This window comes from Nocardia exalbida NBRC 100660 (assembly GCF_000308575.1).
GTDB classification, from domain to species: domain Bacteria; phylum Actinomycetota; class Actinomycetes; order Mycobacteriales; family Mycobacteriaceae; genus Nocardia; species Nocardia exalbida.
In genome coordinates, this window is sequence record NZ_BAFZ01000044.1 from 16,077 (window position 1) to 34,118 (window position 18,042).

The 18,042-nt window shown below is 69.9% G+C and carries 18 protein-coding genes; 9 read left to right on the forward strand and 9 right to left on the reverse strand.

Annotated elements, in window-relative coordinates; genetic code table 11:
• The first annotated feature begins 3 nt into the window (after positions 1-3).
• Positions 4-3,138, forward strand: coding sequence for an isoleucine--tRNA ligase (ileS, locus tag ON29_RS10125; RefSeq protein ID WP_040865948.1), 3,135 nt, complete (start codon positions 4-6; stop codon positions 3,136-3,138).
• Positions 3,139-3,525: 387 nt separating this feature from the next.
• Positions 3,526-4,077 (forward strand): NlpC/P60 family protein, encoded by a 552-nt coding sequence (locus ON29_RS10130; RefSeq protein WP_063825284.1) that lies wholly within the window; start codon positions 3,526-3,528, stop codon positions 4,075-4,077.
• Positions 4,078-4,200: 123 nt separating this feature from the next.
• On the opposite strand, the gene ON29_RS10135 is transcribed toward ON29_RS10130, so the two are convergent.
• Positions 4,201-5,088, reverse strand: coding sequence for a UTP--glucose-1-phosphate uridylyltransferase (locus ON29_RS10135; protein ID WP_083863342.1), 888 nt, complete (start codon positions 5,086-5,088; stop codon positions 4,201-4,203).
• 404 nt (positions 5,089-5,492) lie between these two features.
• Between ON29_RS10135 and ON29_RS10140 the strand changes: the two genes are divergently transcribed.
• Together ON29_RS10140 and ON29_RS10145 are read left to right on the forward strand one after the other, a co-directional pair.
• Positions 5,493-6,821: a DNA polymerase IV gene (locus ON29_RS10140; protein WP_040865949.1), complete on the forward strand. Its 1,329-nt coding sequence runs from the start codon at positions 5,493-5,495 to the stop codon at positions 6,819-6,821.
• 194 nt (positions 6,822-7,015) lie between these two features.
• Positions 7,016-7,516, forward strand: coding sequence for a WKL family lipoprotein (locus ON29_RS10145; protein ID WP_040865962.1), 501 nt, complete (start codon positions 7,016-7,018; stop codon positions 7,514-7,516).
• A gap of 117 nt (positions 7,517-7,633) precedes the next feature.
• Here the strand turns inward: ON29_RS10145 and ON29_RS10150 are convergent, their stop codons facing one another.
• The 3 genes from ON29_RS10150 to rarD all read right to left on the reverse strand — a co-directional run bounded on the left by ON29_RS10150 (position 7,634) and on the right by rarD (position 9,295).
• Positions 7,634-8,026, reverse strand: a complete 393-nt coding sequence (locus tag ON29_RS10150; RefSeq protein ID WP_040865963.1) for a type II toxin-antitoxin system VapC family toxin — start codon at positions 8,024-8,026, stop codon at positions 7,634-7,636.
• Positions 8,023-8,277 carry a type II toxin-antitoxin system Phd/YefM family antitoxin gene (locus tag ON29_RS10155; protein ID WP_040865950.1) on the reverse strand — a complete coding sequence of 85 codons (255 nt, stop codon included), beginning with the start codon at positions 8,275-8,277 and terminating at the stop codon, positions 8,023-8,025. The genes ON29_RS10150 and ON29_RS10155 overlap by 4 nt, the downstream gene beginning before the upstream one ends.
• A gap of 79 nt (positions 8,278-8,356) precedes the next feature.
• Positions 8,357-9,295, reverse strand: coding sequence for an EamA family transporter RarD (gene rarD, locus ON29_RS10160; RefSeq protein ID WP_051175052.1), 939 nt, complete (start codon positions 9,293-9,295; stop codon positions 8,357-8,359).
• Positions 9,296-9,330: 35 nt separating this feature from the next.
• Here rarD and ON29_RS10165 point away from each other — a divergent pair, with 35 nt between their 5' ends.
• Entirely contained in the window at positions 9,331-11,754 is a 2,424-nt protein-coding gene (locus ON29_RS10165) for a cation-translocating P-type ATPase (RefSeq protein ID WP_040865951.1), read from the forward strand.
• Between the two features lie 81 nt (positions 11,755-11,835).
• On the forward strand, positions 11,836-12,654 hold the full coding sequence (locus ON29_RS10170) for a PhzF family phenazine biosynthesis protein (protein WP_040865952.1): 819 nt from the start codon (positions 11,836-11,838) through the stop codon (positions 12,652-12,654).
• A 12-nt stretch (positions 12,655-12,666) separates the two neighbouring features.
• Here the strand turns inward: ON29_RS10170 and ON29_RS10175 are convergent, their stop codons facing one another.
• Genes ON29_RS10175 through lspA form a run of 3 tightly spaced genes read right to left on the reverse strand, consistent with a single transcriptional unit; the run spans position 12,667 to position 14,847 of the window.
• Positions 12,667-13,332 (reverse strand): hypothetical protein, encoded by a 666-nt coding sequence (locus ON29_RS10175; RefSeq protein WP_051175053.1) that lies wholly within the window; start codon positions 13,330-13,332, stop codon positions 12,667-12,669.
• Complete coding sequence (locus ON29_RS10180) at positions 13,325-14,251, reverse strand: RluA family pseudouridine synthase (RefSeq protein ID WP_040865953.1); 927 nt, start codon at positions 14,249-14,251, stop codon at positions 13,325-13,327. Before ON29_RS10180 ends, ON29_RS10175 begins: the two co-directional genes overlap by 8 nt.
• Positions 14,248-14,847, reverse strand: a complete 600-nt coding sequence (lspA, locus tag ON29_RS10185) for a signal peptidase II (protein ID WP_051175054.1) — start codon at positions 14,845-14,847, stop codon at positions 14,248-14,250. The genes ON29_RS10180 and lspA overlap by 4 nt, the downstream gene beginning before the upstream one ends.
• 210 nt (positions 14,848-15,057) lie before the next feature.
• On the opposite strand from lspA, the gene ON29_RS10190 reads away from it, so the two are divergent.
• From ON29_RS10190 to ON29_RS10200, 3 genes are all read left to right on the forward strand, one after another.
• Positions 15,058-15,948: a hypothetical protein gene (locus ON29_RS10190; RefSeq protein WP_063825288.1), complete on the forward strand. Its 891-nt coding sequence runs from the start codon at positions 15,058-15,060 to the stop codon at positions 15,946-15,948.
• Positions 15,945-16,664, forward strand: a complete 720-nt coding sequence (locus ON29_RS10195; protein WP_051175055.1) for a hypothetical protein — start codon at positions 15,945-15,947, stop codon at positions 16,662-16,664. Before ON29_RS10190 ends, ON29_RS10195 begins: the two co-directional genes overlap by 4 nt.
• Before the next feature lie 82 nt (positions 16,665-16,746).
• Positions 16,747-17,214 carry a VOC family protein gene (locus ON29_RS10200; protein WP_040865956.1) on the forward strand — a complete coding sequence of 156 codons (468 nt, stop codon included), beginning with the start codon at positions 16,747-16,749 and terminating at the stop codon, positions 17,212-17,214.
• A 15-nt stretch (positions 17,215-17,229) separates the two neighbouring features.
• On the opposite strand, the gene ON29_RS10205 is transcribed toward ON29_RS10200, so the two are convergent.
• Positions 17,230-17,661, reverse strand: coding sequence for a QcrA and Rieske domain-containing protein (locus ON29_RS10205; RefSeq protein WP_040865957.1), 432 nt, complete (start codon positions 17,659-17,661; stop codon positions 17,230-17,232).
• A 205-nt stretch (positions 17,662-17,866) separates the two neighbouring features.
• On the reverse strand, positions 17,867-18,042 hold a 176-nt coding region (locus ON29_RS34590; protein WP_157172730.1), incomplete at its 5' end, for an AMP-binding enzyme.

An 18,042-nucleotide genomic window follows, 5' to 3' on the forward strand; every position in this document is an offset into this window, starting at 1 on the left:
GCCATGGCGGACCACACTTCCAGCAACAGCGCGTACCCGCGCGTCGACCTCGGCGTCGGCAACGGGGCGTCGTTCCCCGAGATGGAGCGCCGCGTGCTCGACGCGTGGGCGGCCGCCGACACCTTCCGCGCGAGCATTGAAAACCGTTCCGGCGCAGCCGAATTCGTCTTCTACGACGGCCCGCCCTTTGCCAACGGTCTGCCGCATTACGGACATTTGCTCACCGGATACGTCAAAGACCTCGTCCCGCGTTTCCAGACCATGCGCGGCAAGCGGGTCGATCGGCGATTCGGATGGGACTGCCACGGACTGCCCGCCGAAATCGAAGCCGAAAAGCAGCTCGGTATCACGGACAAATCACAGATCGATGCGATGGGGCTCGCGGAATTCAACGCGGCCTGCAAAACGTCGGTACTGCGCTACACCGGGGAATGGCGCGACTACGTGACCCGCCAGGCCCGCTGGGTCGACTTCGACAACGACTACAAGACGTTGGACACCGACTTCATGGAGTCGGTGATGTGGGCGTTCAAGTCGCTGTACGACAAAGGTCTGATCTATCAGGGTTTCCGGGTGCTGCCCTACAGCTGGTACGAGCAGACGCCGCTGTCGAATCAGGAAACCCGCCTCGACGACGCCTACAAAATGCGCCAGGACCCGGCGGTCACCGTCGACATGGCGTTGCGCGTGCCCGCGGAGCATCCGCTGCACGAACTCGACGGCGCCAACGCGCTGATCTGGACCACGACGCCGTGGACGCTGCCGTCCAACCTGGCGATCGCGGTGCACCCCGACGTCCGCTACGTGCATCTGCGCGGCGCCGACGGCAAACGCTATGTGCTCGCGGCCGAACGGGTTTCGCACTACGCGCGGGAGTTCGGCGAGAATCCGGAGGTGCTCGCCGAGTACGACGGCGCCGCGCTGGCCGAGCTGTCCTACGCGCCGCCGTTCGACTTCTTCCTCGGCCACCCCAACGCCCACCGGGTGCTCACCGCCGACTACGTGACCACCGACTCCGGCACCGGCATCGTGCATCTGGCGCCCGCCTTCGGTGAGGAGGACATGGACGTCGCCACCGCGCACGGCATCGAGCTGGTGCAGCCGCTGGACGCGGGCGGCAAGTTCACTTCGATGGTCCCGCCATACGAGGGTCTCATGGTGTTCGACGCCAACCCGGTGATCATCAAGGACCTCAAGGCCGCGGGAAAGCTGTTGCGGCACGAGACGATCGAGCACTCCTACCCGCACAGCTGGCGCTCCGGGCAGCCGCTGATCTACATGGCCGTGCCGTCCTGGTTCGTCGCGGTCACCAAGTTCCGCGACCGGATGGTCGAGCTGAACAAGCAGATCACCTGGGTGCCCGAGCACATCCGCGACGGCCAGTTCGGCAAGTGGCTGGAAGGCGCGCGGGACTGGAACATCAGCCGTAACCGCTACTGGGGCAGCCCGATCCCGGTGTGGGTGTCCGACGATCCGGCCTACCCGCGCGTCGACGTGTACGGATCGCTGGACGAGCTGGAGCGCGACTTCGGCGTGCGCCCGGCCGATCTGCACCGCCCGATGATCGATGAACTCACCCGGCCGAATCCCGACGACCCGACCGGGAATTCCACCATGCGCCGGGTACCGGAGGTGCTGGACTGCTGGTTCGAGTCCGGCTCGATGCCGTATGCCCAGGTGCACTACCCGTTCGAGAACAAGGAGTGGTTCGACAGCCACTTCCCGGGCGATTTCATCGTCGAGTACAACGGGCAGACCCGCGGCTGGTTCTACACGTTGCACGTCTTGTCGACGGCTCTGTTCGATTCCCCGGCGTTCAAGACCGTTGCCGCGCACGGCATCGTGCTCGGTGACGACGGCCTGAAGATGAGCAAGTCCAAGGGCAACTACCCGGACGTCAACGAGGTGTTCGACCGGGACGGCTCGGACGCGATGCGCTGGTTCCTGATGAGTTCGCCGATCCTGCGCGGAGGCAACCTCATCGTCACCGAGCGCGGCATCCGCGAGGGCGTGAGTCACGCGCTGCGACCGCTGTGGAACGCGTGGACCTTCCTGCAGCTGTACGCCTCGAAGCCCGGGGTGTGGCGCACGGATTCGCCGCACGTGCTCGATCGCTACATCCTGGCGAAGCTCGCGCGAACCCGGGACGTCATCACCGAGGCGCTGGAGGCCTACGACATCGCGGGCGCCTGCGAGGAACTGCGCTCGTTCGCCGACGCGCTGACCAACTGGTACGTGCGGCGGTCGCGGTCGCGGTTCTGGAGCGAGGATCGCGACGCGGTGGACACCTTGCACACGGTGCTCGAGGTGGTCACCCGGCTGGCGGCGCCGTTGCTGCCGCTGATCACCGAGGTGATCTGGCGCGGCCTGACCGGCGGCGACTCGGTGCACCTGGCCGACTGGCCGAAGGAGGGCGAACTGCCGGACGACCCGGAGCTGGTCGCCGCCATGGACGAGGTGCGGGTGGTGTGCTCGACGGTGCTGAGCCTGCGCAAAGCGCAGAACCTGCGGGTGCGGCTGCCGCTGGCCGAGGTCACCATCGCCGCGGCCGACGCCGAGCGGCTGGCGCCGTTCGCCGACATCGTCGCCGACGAGGTCAACGTCAAGAAGGTGGACCTGACCACCGACGTGGACGCGCACGGCCGCTTCGAGCTGGTGGTCAACGCCCGCGCCGCGGGTCCGCGGCTCGGCAAGGACGTGCAGACGGTGATCAAGGCGGTCAAGGCCGGGGAGTGGTCCGAGGACGCGGACGGCACGGTTCGCGCGGCCGGAATCGCCCTGCTGCCCGAGGAGTACACCCAGCGCCTGGTCGCGGCCGAACCCGAGTCGACCGCGGCGCTGCCCGGGAACGCGGGTCTGGTGGTGCTGAACTCGGTGGTCACCGAGGAACTGGAGGCCGAGGGCTGGGCGCGGGACCTGATCCGCGATCTCCAGGAGACCAGGAAGTCGTCCGGATTGGACGTCTCCGACCGCATCACCGTGGTGCTGGAGGTTCCGGCGGAGCGGGCCGCGTGGGCCGAGGCGCACCGTGACCTGATCGCGGGCGAGATCCTCGCCACCACGCTGACCTTCGGCGACGCGGGTCCGGAGGCCGCCGATCTGGTCGGCAGCGTGCGCGCGAAGCTCGCCAAGGCATAGCGCGCCGAGTACCGAGCGAGCCGGGGCGGGACCCATCGGGTCCCGCCCCGGCTGCTGTGCGGAGCGGTGCTCGTGCCCGCCGTTCCGGGCCCGATCGCTGCGAATCAGCGGTAAATTTAGTGATGTAGATCACATGCTGAGAGTTTGCTGATTCCCGACAATTCGCCGAAATCCCAGGCACAATCTGCGGTGTCGCTGCTGTTGACCGGCTCGCATCCGGGGCGGCAGTTTCTCTATCTGGCTTGTCCTACTTGGAATTCGGCCGCGCCGGTAACACGCCCGGCGCGGGTGGTGGTGGCTCCACATCGGTGGCCGCTACTGATGCCATGTATTAGCCAGGCCGCCGATCGGCGGTCAGTCATCCGCGCCCATGGAAGGGGCGAGTACGTGCCGAGAAAATCGACGCACCGCATCGCACTCGGATTTCTGCTCTCCACCATCACGATCCTCCTGCTCGCCGGACCCGTCTGGGCCGACACCGGCAGCGCCTCCGGCATCGGGCCGGGCAGCGCCTCCTCCGGTTCGGCCTCGGGCAGCGGTCCCGGCGGTGACTCCGGCAGCGCCAGCGGCTCGGGCTTCCTACCGGTGCCGAGTGTGTTCGGCGTCGGCGCGCTGGCCGCGGCGACCACACAGATCGGCAAGCCCTACGAATGGGGCGGGACCGGCCCCTTCAGCTGGGACTGCTCGGGTCTCGTGCAGTGGGCGTACCGCCAGGTCGGCGTGAGCATTCCGCGGACCACCTGGCAGCAGGCGAAGGCGGGAGCGCCGGTGCCGCGGGGCTCGCTCTCGCTCGGCGACGTGGTGGTGCTGAACCAGGACGGTTCGCACGTCGGCATCTACGCGGGTAACGGACTGGTACTCAACGCCTATGACTGGGGTGTGCCGGTGGGCTACACCCCGCTCGACGAATTCGACATCTACGCCATCCGCCGCTTCTGAGCGCGCACCCGGCGAGGGCACGCGACGCCGATCGCGGTCGCTCCCCGGGGATGGCACGGCCCCGGCCACCGGTGTGGTCGGGGCCGTGTCGGCGAGTCGCTCGCCGCGGCCGGGGCCGGGAGGTCAGCCGTCGAGACCGTCGGCGAGGTCGCGAAGCGACGGTCCGTACTGCGGGTGCGCCAGCGCCGAGGCGAATTGCGCCACCAGGTAATCGGCCGGGTTGCCGGTGTCGTACCACCGGCCGCGGATCACCTGGCCGAAGACCGGATTGTTCGCCGCGTGCACGTTGATCGCGTCGGTGAGGTACACCTCGCCGGTGCGGTGCTCGTACCACGCTTCGGTCTGCCTGCGCAGCTCCTCGATGATGCCGGGGGTGACGACGTAGCCGCCGATCGCGGCGAACGACGACGGCGCGTCCTTCGGTTTCGGCTTCTCCCGCAGTCCGGTGATGCGCAGCAGGCCGTTGCCCTGGTCGTCGGCGACCACCGGGACGCCGTAGCGCTGTGACTCGGCGGGATCCATCGGCATCAACGCCAGGACGGGTGCCCCGGTAGCCTCGTAGGCGTCGATGAGCTGCTGGGCGCGCGGTACCTCGGCGACGAACACGTCGTCCGGCCACAGCACCAGCATCGGTTCGTCGCCGAGATTGCGGGCGGCGTTGAGCACCGGGGTGCCGTTGCCGTACGGCCCGTGCTGGTCGAGGTAGGTGATGTGGCCGAGCCGGGACAGTTCGCCGACCTCCTCGACGGCGTCGGCGAAGGCGGTCTTGCCGTCCGCGCGCAGCTGGGCCACCAGCGCCGGGTTGGGGCGGAAGTGGTCCTGGATCAATGATTTCCCGCTGCTGACCACGATGGTGATGTCGGTGATGCCCGAAGCGACCAGCTCGCGGACGGTGTGCTCGATCACCGGCTTGTCGCCGACCGGCAGCATCTCCTTGGGGATGGCCTTGGTCAGCGGAAGCAGACGGGAGCCGATACCTGCGGCCGGGATGACGGCCTTGCGGATATTCATGCGTCCGATCATCACATATCGGACCGGGCGCCGAGCTCCCTCCCCGCGGCACGTCGACAGTTATTTCAGGACTGTCGAGTACCGGGGCAGGCGCGGAAAAGGGCAGATCAAGGCCGGTGCGGTGAGACGGAGGGGCACCCGGAGGCGAAGGGAGACGAGCCGCGATACCGGCAGGTAACCGGTAGCTAGCACACAGCCACCCGACAGCGTCACCGCCTGCTCCGAGCTGTCGGTGGGCGGGCGTACATTGCACCCGTGCGTACCGAGAGACCGAGCGTCGAGCGCGCGGCCGCGCCGTCGACCGGATCGGGACGGCGCGCGGGGACGGCTCGGTGAGCCCGCGGCCTCTTCCGGCGTTCGCCGACGCGGACAGCGTCGCCCGCCGCTGGGTTCTGCATATAGATATGGACGCGTTCTTCGCCTCGGTCGAACAGCTGACCCGGCCGACGTTGCGCGGCAGGCCGGTGCTGGTCGGCGGAACCGGTGGCCGCGGGGTCGTCGCCGGAGCCAGCTACGAGGCGCGGGTCTTCGGCGCCCGCTCGGCGATGCCGATGCATCAGGCGCGCAGGCTGGTCGGTGTCACCGCGGTGGTGGTGCCGCCGCGCGGGGCGGTCTACGGGATGGTCAGCGGGCAGGTCTTCGACGCGCTGCGCAGCCGGATCCCGGTGCTGGAGACGCTGTCGTACGACGAGGCGTTCGGCGAGCCCGCCGAGCTGGCGGGCGCGACGGTCGCGCGGGTGCACGCGTTCTGCGAGGAGTTGCGCGCGGTGGTGCGCGAGCGAACCGGGCTGACCGCCTCGGTGGGCGCCGGCACCGGTAAGCAGCTGGCCAAGATCGCCTCCGGCTTGGCCAAACCCGATGGGGTGCGGGTGATCTCGCCGGTCGAGCAGCCGCGTCTGCTGGCGGGGCTGCCGGTGCGCAAGTTGTGGGGCATCGGGCCGGTCGCGGAGGGCAGATTGCGTTCGCTGGGCATCGAGACGGTGGGCGCTTTCGCCGCCCTGCCGGAGTCGGAGGCGATGTCGATCCTCGGCGGCAGTGTGGGCGCCGCGCTGCACCGGCTGGCGCGCGGCATCGATGACCGTCCGGTCGCCGAACGCACCGAGGCCAAGCAGATCAGCGCCGAGACCACCTACGAGACCGACATCGTCAGCCTCGAGCAGTTGCGCCCGGCTATCGAGGACATGGCCGCGGCGGCGCACCGGCGCCTCACCGGCGACGGGCGCGCGGCGCGCACGGTGGTGCTCAAACTGAAGAAGTCCGATATGAGCATCGTCACCCGCTCCTTCACCCTGCCGTACGCCACCGAGGACCTGGCCACCCTCGCCGCCGCCGCGCAACGTTCCGCGCTCGACCCGCGGGAACTGGGCCCGATCCGTCTCGTCGGGGTCGGCTACGGCGGCCTGTCGACGATCCGCCAGGAGTCGTTGTTCCCCGAACTGGATCGCGGCACGGCCGCCGAGGTCGTCACGGCGCAGCCGGAAGCCGAGCCCTCGCACTCCGCCGGACTCGGCGATGCCCCGCAGATCAGCGCGCCCACCTTGCCGGTGGCCGTCTGGCATCCGGGCATGGACGTGACCCATCCCGAGCACGGCCACGGCTGGGTGCAGGGCGCGGGGCTCGGCGTGGTGACCGTTCGCTTCGAAACCCGTTCCACCGGTCCGGGTCCCGCGCGTACCTTCGCCGCCGACGATGCCGCGCTCACCCGGGCCGATCCGCTGCGCAGCCTGCTCTGACGGCCGGGCCCGCGGCTCGACATCGCCCGGCCGGGCGCGTACGTTCGCTGCCGACGACCATCGTCGGTCCGTGTGGATCTTCGGCGGCGCCGCCCGGTGCCGGTAGCCTGGGACCTCGTGCAGCGCCGCCGGTTCGGGTGGCGGCTGTCAAGGTGGAACACGACACGGACCTCTCGAACGCAAAGGACGAGCAGTTGAAGCTTCGTAAGACTGGACGCATCGCGATCGCCGGCCTGGCCATCGTCGCCGCGCTTGGCCTGACCGCCTGCGGTGGCGACGACAAGGACAGCAAGCCCGCCGCCAAGACGTCGACCAGCGCCAAGGCGTCGGCGACCGCGAGCGCGAACCTGCCGCCGGTCCCGACTCCCGCGGAGCTGAACACCGCCCTCTCCCGTGCGCTGGACCCGTCGGTGCCGGCCTCCGAGAAGCTGGACAACGTCCAGGGCGCCGAAGCCGATCCGACGCTGCCGGACCGCCTGTCCCAGGCCGCGGCGGGCGCCGACGTGAAGATCGAGGTCACCGACGTCACCTCGTTCGGCGACAGCGTGAACGCGAAGGCCAAGTTCATCCTCAACGGCCAGGAGAACATCGTCGACGTGCCGTTCGTCGCCGACAACGGCAAGTGGAAGATCCAGAAGGCGTGGGCCTGCACCATGCTGACCAACCTCGGCCAGCAGTCGGCGGCCTGCAGCTGAGTTCGCACCACCGGCCGGGCCGGTCGCCGGGATTCGTCCCCGCGACCGGCCCGTCGTCGTTTTCGAAAGAGCTGGTTGTTCGGCGTCGGCCTCATGGGTCGGTGCGCCGCCGGACTTCTATAACTTCAGCACTTTCAGGTCGGGCATCGCATCGTAATCACCGTCCTGGGTCACGATCGGAATGTCGTGTGCCAGCGCGGTCGCCGCGATCCAACTGTCATTGATCGGCACCTTGCGTCCGGCGGCCCGCAGGCGCGCGACCAGCAACGCCCACTGCTCCGAAACGGTCTCGTCTACCTCGAGTGGCTGAAACCGCTGGGCCAGCTGGTAGGTCGCCAGCCTCCGGGCCGATACCTCGGGGCCGGCGGCCTGCAGCACCCCGAGGCGGAGTTCACCGAGAGTGACAACCGAGACACCCCATTCGTACCCGTCGAATCGTGCCGGGTCGAAACGTTCCGCCTCGAGGCCGATGAATATCGACGTGTCGGCCAGGGCGCGTTGGTCGTTCACCACGGCAGGTCGTCCGTCGTCTCGGACAATGTCTGACGGAGTTCTTCCCGTAGGCCCGTAGTATCCGGCCCCAGGCGAACCAGTTCACGCAGGACCTCCGCGGCGGGTACCCACTGTCGCCGCCGCGGCAACGGAATGATCTTCGCGACCGGCCGGTTGTCCTTGAGGATCTCGATCTCCTCGCCGGCCTCGACACGGCGCAGCACGTCGGCGGTGTGATTTCGCAGGTCGCGAGCAGGAAGCGCGGTCATTCTACGATCGTAGTCATATGCTACGCCTGTAGCAATTATCCGCCGGAGGCGCGCCTCCACATCGCTTGGAGGACATAGCTCACAGGGTGGTCCGAGTTTCGCTCGCGGGTGGGCCTGTGGTGGTGGCGACGCGCGATGTGCGCCGCGCCCGCCGGGCTCGCAGCAGCGCTTCGGTGGTGAAGATCGCCAGCGCGGCCCAGATCAGCGCGAAACCGGCCCATCGCGAGGCGGGCATCGGCTCGTGCGCGACGGCGACGCCCCAGGCCATCTGGAGCGCCGGGGTCAGGTATTGCAGCAGGCCCATGGTGGACAGCGCGACGCGCTGAGCCGCGACGGCGAACAGCAGCAGCGGGACGAGGGTGACCGGTCCGGTGGCCGCCATCAGCGCGGTGTGCGCGGGGCCGGAAGCGAATTCGCTGTGCCCGGTGATCGCCAGAGCGACGGCGAACGCCAGCGCGAAGGGCGCGGCGACGATGCCCTCGGCGGCGATGCCGCGCAGCGCGTCCAGCGGGATCACCTTCTTCACCAGGCCGTAGGTGGCGAACGAACAGGCCAGGGCCAGGGCGATGACCGGCGGCCTGCCGTAGTCGACGGTGAGCACGGCCACCGCGCCCGCGCCGAGGGCCAGGGCGGCCCACTGGGCGCCGGTCAGCCGTTCGCGGAAGATCACCACCCCGAACGCGACGGTCACCAGCGGGTTGATGAAGTAGCCGAGCGCGCATTCCACCACGTGCCCCGAGGTGACGCCGTAGACGTACACGCCCCAGTTGAGCGCGATCGCGGCGGACGCGACGGCGGCCAGGCGCCAGACGCGGCCGCCGATGCCGCGCAACTCGCGTATCCGGCCGCTCACGGCGAGCACCGCGAGCACGACGACCAGCGTCCAGACGATCCGCTGCGCCACCACCTCACCCGGACTGGCGAACGCCAGCAAACCGAAGAACGCGGGGAAAAGTCCCCACAAGAAGTACGCGCTCGCTCCGAACGCTGCACCGGGGATGGACCTGCTTCGCCGCACGAGGACGAACGTAGTTGTCCCGTAGCCTTGCGGTCATGTCGATTACCGTGCAGGCTTCGGGCGCCACCGGACTGACCGCGGCCGAGGTCGAGCAACGTCGCCGCGACGGGCTGACCAACGACGTCCCCGATCGGGCCAGCCGCTCGGTCCGCGACATCGTGCGCGCGAACGTCTTCACCCGGATCAACGCCATCCTCGGGGTTCTTTTCGTCCTGGTGCTGGCCACCGGATCGATCATCGACGGCATGTTCGGCCTGCTGATCGTCGCCAACAGCGCGGTCGGCATCATCCAGGAGATCCGCGCCAAGCGCACGCTCGACGAGCTGGCCATCGTCAGCCAGGCCAAGCCAACGGTCCGCCGGGACGGCACGGCGGTCGAGGTCGCGCCGCACGACGTGGTGCTCGACGACCTGATCGAGCTCGGGCCGGGCGACCAGATCGTGGTGGACGGCGCGGTCGAGGAGTCCGCGCAGCTCGAGGTGGACGAGTCGTTGCTCACCGGCGAGGCCGATCCGGTCGACAAGGCGGTCGGCGCCACGGTGATGTCGGGCAGCTACGTGGTGTCCGGGTCCGGCGCGTACCGCGCCACCAAGGTCGGCCGGGACGCCTACGCGGCGCGGCTGGCGGAGGAGGCGAGCAAGTTCACCCTGGTGCACTCCGAGCTACGCAGCGGTATCGACAAGATCTTGAAGTTCATCACCTACCTGCTGATCCCGGCGGGCCTGCTGAGCATCTACAACCAGCTCGTCTCGAGCAAGGAGTCCTGGCGTCCCGCGCTCACCGGGATGGTGGCCGCGCTGGTGCCGATGGTGCCCGAGGGGCTGGTGCTGATGACCTCGATAGCGTTCGCGGTCGGCGTGGTGCGGCTGGGCAGGCGCCAGTGCCTGGTCCAGGAGTTGCCCGCGATCGAGGGCCTGGCCCGCGTGGACGTGGTGTGCGCGGACAAGACCGGCACGCTGACCGAGAACGGCATGCGGCTGTCGGACCTGAAGACCCTGGACACCTTCGACGACGCCGAGGTACGCGCCGCGCTGGCCGCGCTCGCCGCCGACGATCCGCGCCCGAACGCGAGCGTCCAGGCCATCGTCGAGGCCTTGCCGGACGGTCCCGGCTGGCGCCGCACCGCCGTCGCGCCGTTCTCCTCGGCCAAGAAATGGAGCGGCTGCTCCTACGGCGAGCACGGCGACTGGCTGCTCGGCGCGCCGGACGTGCTGCTGGACCCGGACTCCGCGGACGCGCGGGTGGCCGAGGAACTGGGCGCCTCCGGTCTGCGCGTGCTGTTGCTGGCACGCGGCGACCGTGCGGTGGACGCGGCTGACGCTCCCGGCGTCGTGCGGCCCGCCGCGCTGGTCGTGCTGGAACAGAAGGTCCGGCCCGACGCCCGCGACACACTCGAGTACTTCGCGAGCCAGGAGGTCTCGATCAAGGTCATCTCCGGCGACAACGCCGTGTCGGTCGGCGCGGTGGCCTCCTCGCTCGACCTGCCCGGCGGCGATCACCCGATCGACGCGCGGGAACTGCCGGAGGACCGCGATGGGCTGGCCGGCGTGCTGGACCGCAACACCACCTTCGGCCGGGTCCGTCCGGACCAGAAGCGGGCCATGGTGTCCGCCTTGCAGTCACGCGGGCACACCGTGGCGATGACCGGTGACGGTGTCAACGACGTTCTCGCGTTGAAGGATTCGGATATCGGCGTGGCCATGGGTTCGGGCAGCCCCGCGACCAGGGCGGTGGCGCAGATCGTCCTGCTGGACAACAAGTTCGCCACCTTGCCCTATGTGGTCGGGGAGGGACGCCGGGTGATCGGCAACATCGAGCGCGTCTCGAATCTGTTCCTCACCAAGACCGTCTACTCCGTCCTGCTCGCCTTCTTGGTCGGGATCGCCGGTGTCGGGTCCCAGATCTTCGACTACGAGCCCATCGCCTACCCGTTCCTGCCGCGCCACGTCACCATCGCGGCCTGGTTCACCATCGGCATCCCGGCGTTCATCCTCTCGCTCGCGCCCAACAACGAGCGCGCCCGCACGGGCTTCGTCGGACGGGTCATGCGACTGGCCATCCCGTCGGGCGCGGTGATCGGCGCGGCCACCTTTGTCGCGTACCTGATCGCCTACGCCGGACCGGACGCGAGCGAGGAGCAGAAGGTCCAGGCGGGCACCACCGCCCTCATCACCCTGATCATGATCGCGGTGTGGGTGCTGGCCATCGTGGCGCGTCCGTACGTCTGGTGGAAGGTGGTCCTGATCGCGGCGTCGGTGGCGGCGTACGTCTTCTTGTTCACCGTTCCCTTCACCCGCGAGTTCTTCAAACTCGACCCCTCCAACCCGGCGCTCACCGGCGCGGCGGTGGCCTGCGGCGTGGTGGGCATCGTGCTGGTCGAGGTCGCGTGGTGGGTGAGCGCGGTGCTGCTCGGCGACAAGCGGCAACTGCTGCCGAGCTCGCCCGGCGGAGCCGCCTGACAGACTGGACGCCTGACTAGCCGCGCCACGAGAAGCCTTGTGCGAAGCGGCCATTCAGAGTTGGAGTACCTTCTGGAGACTATGGAGGTACTGCTGCACCAGATCGACGCGTTCGCCGACGCACCGTTCTCGGGCAACCCGGCCGCGGTGATGCCGCTCCCGTCCTGGCTCCCGGATGCGTTGCTGCAACAGCTGGCCGAGGAGAACAATCTCGCCGAGACCGCGTTCTATACATCGCAATTACCTCCCGAGGCGGGTATGCCGCCGGGTGAGTGGCCCGCTTTCCACCTGCGGTGGTTCACCCCGAGGGTGGAGGTCGCGCTGTGCGGGCACGCCACCCTGGCCAGCGCCGCGCAGATCCTGGCCGACCTGCATCCCGGCGAGGACCGGGTGAGTTTCTACACGCGCAGCGGCTGGCTGCACGTCGACCGCACCGACGACGACGAGTTCGTCCTCGACCTGCCGGTGGTGCCGAGCATCCCGGTTCGGCCCGATCCGGCGCTCGTCGCGGCGCTCGGCGTGCGTCCGGTGGCCGCGTACTCCGGCGCCGACGAGGTGATCGTCGTGGCGACAGAACAGGAGGTGCGCGATGCCGCGCCCGTGCTGTCGGCGTTCCCCGCCCTGCCGCGCGCCGCGATCGTCACCGCGCCCGGCGACTCGGTCGATTTCGTCTCCCGTTTCTTCGGCCCCGGCGTGGGCGTTCCGGAGGATCCGGTGACCGGATCCGCGCACGCCCAGCTGGTGCCGCTGTGGAGCGAGCAGCTCGGCCGCACCGAACTACACGCCAGGCAGCTCTCCCGCCGCGGCGGAAGCCTGCGCTGCGAACTGGCGGGCGACCGGGTGCTGCTGTTCGGGCGCTGCCGCCGCTACCTCGACGGCGTCGTCACCCTGCCGGACTGAGCGCCCGGCCGCTCACGGTTGCGGAACCGGTCCGTCGTCGGGGCCGGGCAGGACGACGTCGCGGTAATCGGGCAGCAGCGCAACCACCGCGAAGCTGCCCGCCACCGCGTCGGCGGGAAGCGCCTGGACCGCGCGGATGCCGTTGCGCCCGGCCAGGTCCCGCAACTGCGCCGAGGACCCCCGGACGACGAGTCCGACGACGCAGCCGCAGCCGTCCCGGAGCCGGGCGGCGGAGTACTCCACCACGCGGGCGGAACGGTCGTCGGCGGGGCGGGGGAGCAGCCAGGCCGCGTCCCGCGCCGAATCCACCGCCGCGGCCGCACCTTCCGGGACGGGCACGGTTACCAAGGGCGTCTGCACGCGGGGGACCGGCACCCGGTAGAGCACCTGGGAGATCCGCAATCCGCCGCTGTGCGCCGGAATCTGCTCGGGGGCCAGCGGTTCGGTGAACGACACCAGTGCCCAGCGGGGTTCCTCGCCGCCCGCCTCCAGCGAATCACGGGACCGGTCGAGGTAATCCGTGACCTGCTCACCCCGGTCGGGCCCGAGCCGGTCGGTGCCCGGCGCGGTGCGATACGGCGGATGCAGCGCGCCCAGCGCGTAGATCAGCGCCATCAGCGCGACCACCGCCGCGGCGAGGAAGATACCGCGCCGCGGCGGCAGCCGGCGGTCAGACATCGCGCAGGACGTCCAGCGCGTGTTTCAGGTCGTCCGGGTACTCGCTGGTGATCTCCAGGTAGCGGCCGTCGGCGGGATGCTGGAAGCCCAGCGACCGGGCGTGCAGCCACTGGCGTTGCAGTCCGAGCCGCTCGGCCAGGCGCGGGTCCGCGCCGTAGGTGAGATCGCCGCAGCAGGGGTGGCGGATCGCGGAGAAGTGCACCCGGATCTGATGGGTGCGGCCGGTCTCCAGATGGATGTCCAGCAGGCTGGCCGAATGGAACGCCTCGACGGTGTCGTAGTGGGTGACACTGGGCCGTCCGTCGGCGGTGACGGCGAACTTCCAGTCGTTGCCGCGGGCCCGGCCGATCGGGGCGTCGATCGTGCCGCTGCTCGGGTCGGGATGGCCCTGCACCACGGCGTGGTAGCGCTTGTCGACCGTGCGCTGCTTGAACGCGCGCTTGAGCATCGTGTACGCATGCTCGGACTGGGCGACCACCATCACGCCGGAGGTGCCGACATCCAAGCGGTGCACGATGCCCTGCCGTTCGTGCGCGCCCGAGGTGGAGATGCGGTATCCGGCCGCGGCGAGCCCGCCCACGACGGTCGGCCCGCTCCAGCCGACACCGGTGTGCGCGGCCACGCCGACCGGCTTGTCCACCGCGACGATGTCGTCGTCGGCGTAGAGGATCTTCATCCCCTCCACCGGTTCGGCCTCGATGGTCAATTCTCGCTTCGGCTCGGGGAAGATCACCTCGAGCCAGGCGCCCGCGGTGAGCCGGTCGGACTTGCCCGCGGCGACGCCGTCGAGCTGCACCGAGCCCTCCTCGGCGAGCGCGGCCACCGCGGTGCGGGACAGGCCGAGCAGGCGGGCCAGGCCCGCGTCGACGCGCATGCCGTCGAGCCCGTCGGGGACGGGCATGGTCCTGGTCTCCCTCATGCCGCGCTGCCCTCGCTCGCGTCGCCGGGCTTGCCGTGACCGACCCGGGTGCCGTTGGGTTCGAAGCCGAACACGGTGAGCGCGACCAGCAGGATCGCGCCGCAGACGATGGCCGAGTCCGCGACGTTGAACACCGGCCACCAGCCGATCGCGACGAAGTCCACCACGTGGCCCTGCAGCGGGCCCGGCGCGCGGAACAACCGGTCCATCAGGTTGCCGAGCGCCCCGCCGAGCACCATGCCCAGACCGATCGCCCACCCCAGCGAGCGCAAGGTGCGGCCGATGCGCACCACTCCGACGACGACGGCGGCGGCGACCAGGGTGAGCAGCCAGGTCATGCCGGTGGCCATGGAGAACGCCGCGCCCGGATTGCGCACCAGGCTCAGGCGCGCGACGTCACCGATGATCGACACCGGGTCGCCCGGCGTCAGTTTCGCGACCGCGATGGTCTTGGTGAGCAGATCCAGGCCCAGCACCACCGCGGCGAGAACGAGCAGCGTCCGCAGGCGCTGCGGTGGAGCAGGCTCGGTCGTCGGATCGGCGGTGTTTGCTGGGTTTTCCTCGGGCGGCCCGTCGTCACTCACGCCGACTATCATCTCTCGAGCCCGATCGGGCCCGGTGCGCGCGTCCGATTGCCCGGCCCGCGCCCGGCGGACGGCGCGTGGCACGCCGACCGGCGCACACTCGGATGTCCCAGCTGACACTCAGGAAGCGGTCGTACGCTGTTGCTCGTGACGGTGTTGTCTTCCCCCCGCCTTCATCGGAGCCCGGGCTCTGCCCGGAGCGCACGCTCGGGCGTGCTGCTCATGGTGCTCGCGGTCGGGCTTTCGGCCTTCGGCGTCGGTTGCGGCGACGGCGCGGAGTCGAGCGGTGAGGCCGACGGAACGGAGCCGCTGGGAATCGGCAAGGAAGTGACCGTGCCGATCGCGGCCGCGGTCGCCACGGTCGAATCGGCCGGTGCGGAACCGCGTTCGCTGCTGCGGCCGGAGTATCCGGCCGGCACCGTGCAGCGGGTCACGCTCTATACCGCCCACCACATCGAACAGCAGATCGATGAACAGCCCAAGCGCGACTTCTCCACCCCGGCGCTGACCATTCCGATGACCGCGCAGACCACCGCGGACGGCATCGATCTGACCCTCGGCACGGTCACCTCACCGGACCCGACGATGGCCAAAGCGCTCACCAAGATCGGTGGCTCGCACGCGGGCTTCGACCTCAGCGATCTGGGCACGATCACCGCCCTGCGGCTCGAACCGGCCCCCGACGCGTCGAACACCGCGCGCGCCGCCCTCGAGCAGGCGTTCTACCAGGCCGTGTACCGGTCGATCGCGTTTCCCGACGAGCCCGTCGGCGAGGGCGCGGTGTGGACGGTGCGCCAGGAAGTGAGCAGCGGCGTCCTGCTCGACCAGGTGACCACCGCGACGCTGAGCAAACGCGACGGGGACCGGCTCACCATCGAACTGCACGTCACCCAGAAGCCCAAGTCGCCGGTGTGGAACCTGCCGAACAACGCGGGCACGCTGGACATCCGGGACTACGTCATGGAGGGCGCGGGCACCATCACGGTGGATCTCGGATTGCCGCTGCCGGTCGCCGGATCCATCACCGTCGGCGGGCATCAGGCCTACCGCGATCCGCACAGCGACAGCACGCTGCGCCAGACGCTCGATACGCAGGTGTCGTGGACCGAATGACCCGTGCGTGCGCCCTGCCGTTCGCGGTGGCGTCCGTCGCGCTCCTCGTGGGCTGCGGGACCGCCGAGCCCGCCGAGCCGAAGGCGCACGAGCTGCCGCCGCTGGGGCCCACGGTGGCCGCGGTCCCGGTGACCGCCGCGCCCGAGACCGATTCCGCACGGCTGGCCGCCCGGCTCCTCGGCGACGCCGATCTGCCATCCGGTTTCACCGCGCTGCCGCCACGCGCTGCCACCGGCACCGCCTCGACCGCTACCTCGGCGACGAATCCGGCGGAATGCGCGAAGGTACTCACTCCGCTCGGCGCGCAATACTCCGGCGCACTGGCTCAGGCCTCCACGCAATACGCCGGGCCGAATTTCTCCAGCATCGATATCGACGCGGCGAGTTATCCGGCCGATTCGCTCCCGGCCGCGTTCTCGGCCGTGCAGGAGACGCTGCGCCGGTGCACGCGCTATTCCGGCGACGACGCCACCGATATCGCGGTGGACTACCGGATCGGCGGGCTCGCCCAGCCACCGGTCGGCGACGCCGCGGGCGCCTTCCAGGTGCGCGCCACCAGCGAGGGGCTCGCCCTCGGCTCGTCGGTCGCGATCGTCCAGGTGGGGAGCACGTTGCTACAGGTGGCGGTGACCGCGCCGGAGGCGGTGGACCCCGCCGTGCTCAGCGCGCTCACCGCGGCCCAGGCGCGTCGGCTGCAAGGCTCCGCGGGTCCCTGATTTCCGACGATCCGGCCAATTGCGCGGATCGCGGGAATAGGCTCGACATGGTCCGACACAACGCCTCGACCGGAGGTTCTCCATGTCTGATGTCAAACCCGTTCCCGAGGGTTATCCGGTGGTCTCACCCGGGCTGGCCATCGACGGCGCGGCGGCGGCGATCGATTTCTACAAGAACATTTTCGGCGCCACCGAACGTATGCGGATGCCCGGTCCGGACGGCAAGATCGCCCATTGCGAGCTGATGTTCGGCGATTCCGTCGTCATGCTCGGCGATCCGGCCCCGGATATGGACTTCCTCGACCCGAAGACGGTCGGCGGCACCCCCGTGAACCTGTACGTGTACGTCGAGGACGCCGACGCCGCCTTCGCCGCCGCGCTGGCCGCGGGCGCCACGGAGCTCACGCCGATGACCAGCCAGTTCTACGGGGATCGCAGCGGCGCCTTCGAAGACCCGTGGGGGCACCGGTGGACCGTGGCCACCCATGTGGAGGACGTGCCGCCCGACGAGATGGACCGCCGGATGGCGGAGATGTTCGGCGGTTCCTGAACCCGGCCGACCGGCTCACCCGGCGATCACCGAATCACCCGAGACCCGGACGGCGCGCGGCGCGAGGGGTTTGGTGGCCGGGCCGTTGACCACCGAGCCGTCCAACGCGAACTTGCTGCCGTGGCAGGCGCAGTTGATGGTGCCGCCGGACACCGCCGCGACCTTGCATCCCGCGTGCGTGCACACCGCCGACAGTCCGACGAAGGTGCCCGCGCTGGGCTGGGTCACCACGGTGTCACCGGCGATCACGCCGCCGCCGACGGGGATGTCGGCCGTCTTGGCCAGCGTGTTCGCCTGCCGGTCCGCATCGGCGGGCCGGTCGCCCGGCGCGGGTGGGGGTTCGCTCTTGCCGGAGGTGGCGCAGGCGGTGACCGCCGCCGCGGCGGCGATGCCCGCCCCGGCGGCGACCACACTGCGCCGGGTGCGGAGTTGTTCGTCGAGTGTCATGTCGGGTTCCGTTCCGAAGGCGCGCGGCGCGGCGTTGTGCCGGTGCTGCTTCGCCTCGTCAACGGAATAGGGCGGCTCTGCGGTTCAATCCGGTGTGCTCAGAGGTCGCTGCCCGGCGTGTCGCGGCGGGACGGCGGACCCAGGAGGGCGAGCAGCGGACCCGGACCCCCTCATCTGCCTTGTGGCCGGGTCCGCCGCTCTGTGGTTACCCGCGGGCGATCGATTCGAACACCTTCGGGTCGACGAGGGTGGAGGTGTCGCCGAGTTCGCGTCCTTCGGCGATGTCGCGGAGGAGGCGGCGCATGATTTTGCCGCTGCGGGTTTTGGGGAGTTCGGGGACGATGTGGATTTCGCGGGGTTTGGCGATGGGGCTGATTTCGC